The following is a 2,066-nucleotide window of genomic DNA, read 5'->3' as shown; positions in this document are numbered from 1 at the left end:
CCCAAATTATCCGCCGAAAGCCCAAGTGCGACCATATCGTCGTCAGCAGGAAAATCACGAGGATCCAATTCCATGGCTGAAAATAGCTCGGCCCTACGTACCAACCTTTCAATCGGTGCTGATTTTTTCTTTTTCAAAACCATGGTGACCTCGCTACTGGCATTGGACGTATATCGTCGAGATTAGCCCCGGTCAAAACCGACACCTTCCGGGCAATATCGATGTCTGGTATAGTGGCTTTATTAATCCAGGCATGAACAGATGCGTTGGAGACCCCTAATTGGTTTGATGCCTTCGTCGGACCTCCAAGTTTATAGACGGCTTCTTTGACTGCGTTTTGTTTTTTTTGATTCATATCGTTTCCTTTTTTGGTATAGAAATGCAGGACAAATGAATAACAGTCCCTTATTAATATTTTAGCTTCTGCTTGACTGGAAACGACGTTAACCAGATGTTTTTAAAAGTTTATTATTAATTATTTTGTTGGGGCCATTACGGTAAAACTGAGACAGTTTTTGTAATATTGATCACGGGCCAATGCATAAGATGACACGACAGGATCCCTGAAAGACGCCGGTATCCAGTCAGCATCAGCGATGCTATAGATCTCAGTCAAGTAGGAAGGGAATTTTACAATGTCCAGTTAGGATCCTGTAAATTTCCAAAGTAGCCCCCAGTGTCCGCCCACCGAGCCCGACACTTTGACCCCCTGACCGTGGAAACAGCACTTTTCAGCCAATCCACTGCGTTGCGATCTCTACCCTCTCATCCAGGATCATCCCCGGTAACTCCTCCGGAATTTTGATCTGGATCGACTGGCTTATCAAGCTCTTATTGTAGAACAGTTATTCGATGCTCATACGGCACAGATATCTTCATATTGGAACGAGGGACATGCAAGTTATAACCGGATAATCGCGGGTTATTGTTTTGCACTTGTTGGAAGGCGAACAGGGATTCTAAAACTCAGTGTCGCAGCATTACCAGAGTTGGTTCCGCTTTCTCCCTTTATGCTTCCTCCTATGATTGCGGTAACGACACTAAGTTTTGCCGCACTTCCAGCATGTTCCTCTGTCCGAACTGTTACTTGGAAGTCCACGGTAGTAATAGTAGATATGGCCGCCTTTATAGCATCCTCAGTTTCAAGGCCATTCGGGCAGATAGTTCCTGTTGAAGTTTCTTCTTGTGCTTTCTTTACACCGCCAATAATATCGCACAAGGCTTGTGAAACAAAATCTTTAAGATCCATGACTATCTCCGAGAGGATATTGCTATGCTTTATGGTAAAAAGCGGCAACTAATCCTGTGATTGCACCAATAATACCGGTGATGCCGGTGAGCCATACGACCCATTTCGCGCGAAGATCGTGTCGCGCTATTAATTCACGACGAATCTCATCTCTCAATGCGGAAACACCAACGGTTGTTAGATACCATTGCCCCGTGTAATGTCCTTCATACCAGTGTTCTGATTCTGTCTTGTCATCTTTGTATTTGTGAGGAACGGGTACGCGAATTTGACGTGCTTTGGCGATAAGGCTCTTAGACAGATATTCATCTTCTTCCTCATCATGTAGGTCAATTTCAACCCGATGGTCTTGCTTCAAAGAGTGAACTTTGGCCCAATCTTTGAGTTTTCGTGCGGCGATTATGTCTTTACCGTATGCGCGATCCAGCAATGTACGTTGCCACCCAAGGCGCACCCCCGTCGGAACTGGTAATTTTGTAACCAAACGCAATAAAAACGCCATAAGGTCATCCTCTTAACAATTTGCCAGTTGAATTTCCATCTCGGGCAATGACTGCACAATCTTCACGGTCTCCAGACTGACAGTGATGACCCTCTGGACCAACTCAAGGGGGTAACGCGGGTTCTTCATGGTTTCCACCGCCCAGTCATTGGCATCCGACACGATCCCGCTGTCCTTGTCTGTTTTGAGGCACTGGCGCTCCACCACCCAGTCCAGCGCAGGCTTCCCGTTCACGATGTACTCGTAGGCTTCCAGGGGAATCTCTGAAATCGTAATCCGGTCATTGTAGTGGATCGTGGTCAGGTCTTTTTCCTT

4 protein-coding genes are annotated in these 2,066 nt (G+C 46.1%); all 4 read right to left on the bottom strand.

The window, feature by feature from the left end:
* Positions 1-133: 133 nt before the first annotated feature.
* The gene (locus IV91_RS0111980) at positions 134-355 is read right to left on the bottom strand and encodes a hypothetical protein (protein WP_031598711.1); all 222 of its coding nucleotides are present in this window, start codon (positions 353-355) and stop codon (positions 134-136) included.
* Between the two features lie 567 nt (positions 356-922).
* A complete protein-coding gene (locus tag IV91_RS18020; RefSeq protein ID WP_150112483.1) occupies positions 923-1,249 on the bottom strand; it encodes a hypothetical protein in 327 nt (108 codons plus the stop codon).
* Between the two features lie 22 nt (positions 1,250-1,271).
* Positions 1,272-1,751, bottom strand: coding sequence for a hypothetical protein (locus IV91_RS0111975; RefSeq protein ID WP_031598709.1), 480 nt, complete (start codon positions 1,749-1,751; stop codon positions 1,272-1,274).
* 12 nt (positions 1,752-1,763) lie between these two features.
* A partial coding sequence (locus IV91_RS15985) for a type ISP restriction/modification enzyme (RefSeq protein ID WP_035418019.1) occupies positions 1,764-2,066 on the bottom strand: 303 nt, incomplete at its 5' end.

The organism is Ferrovum myxofaciens (genome assembly GCF_000735045.1).
GTDB lineage: Bacteria > Pseudomonadota > Gammaproteobacteria > Burkholderiales > Ferrovaceae > Ferrovum > Ferrovum myxofaciens.
The sequence above is the reverse complement of the archived record's forward strand: the minus strand, read 5'-3'. Positions and strand labels throughout refer to the sequence as shown.

Bases quoted from the DNA above. Each gene is read 5' to 3' on its own strand.
- IV91_RS0111980 (WP_031598711.1), bottom strand. From the start codon at position 355: ATGAATCAAAAAAAACAAAACGCAGTCAAAGAAGCCGTCTATAAACTT.
- IV91_RS18020 (WP_150112483.1), bottom strand. From the start codon at position 1,249: ATGGATCTTAAAGATTTTGTTTCACAAGCCTTGTGCGATATTATTGGC.
- IV91_RS0111975 (WP_031598709.1), bottom strand. From the start codon at position 1,751: ATGGCGTTTTTATTGCGTTTGGTTACAAAATTACCAGTTCCGACGGGG.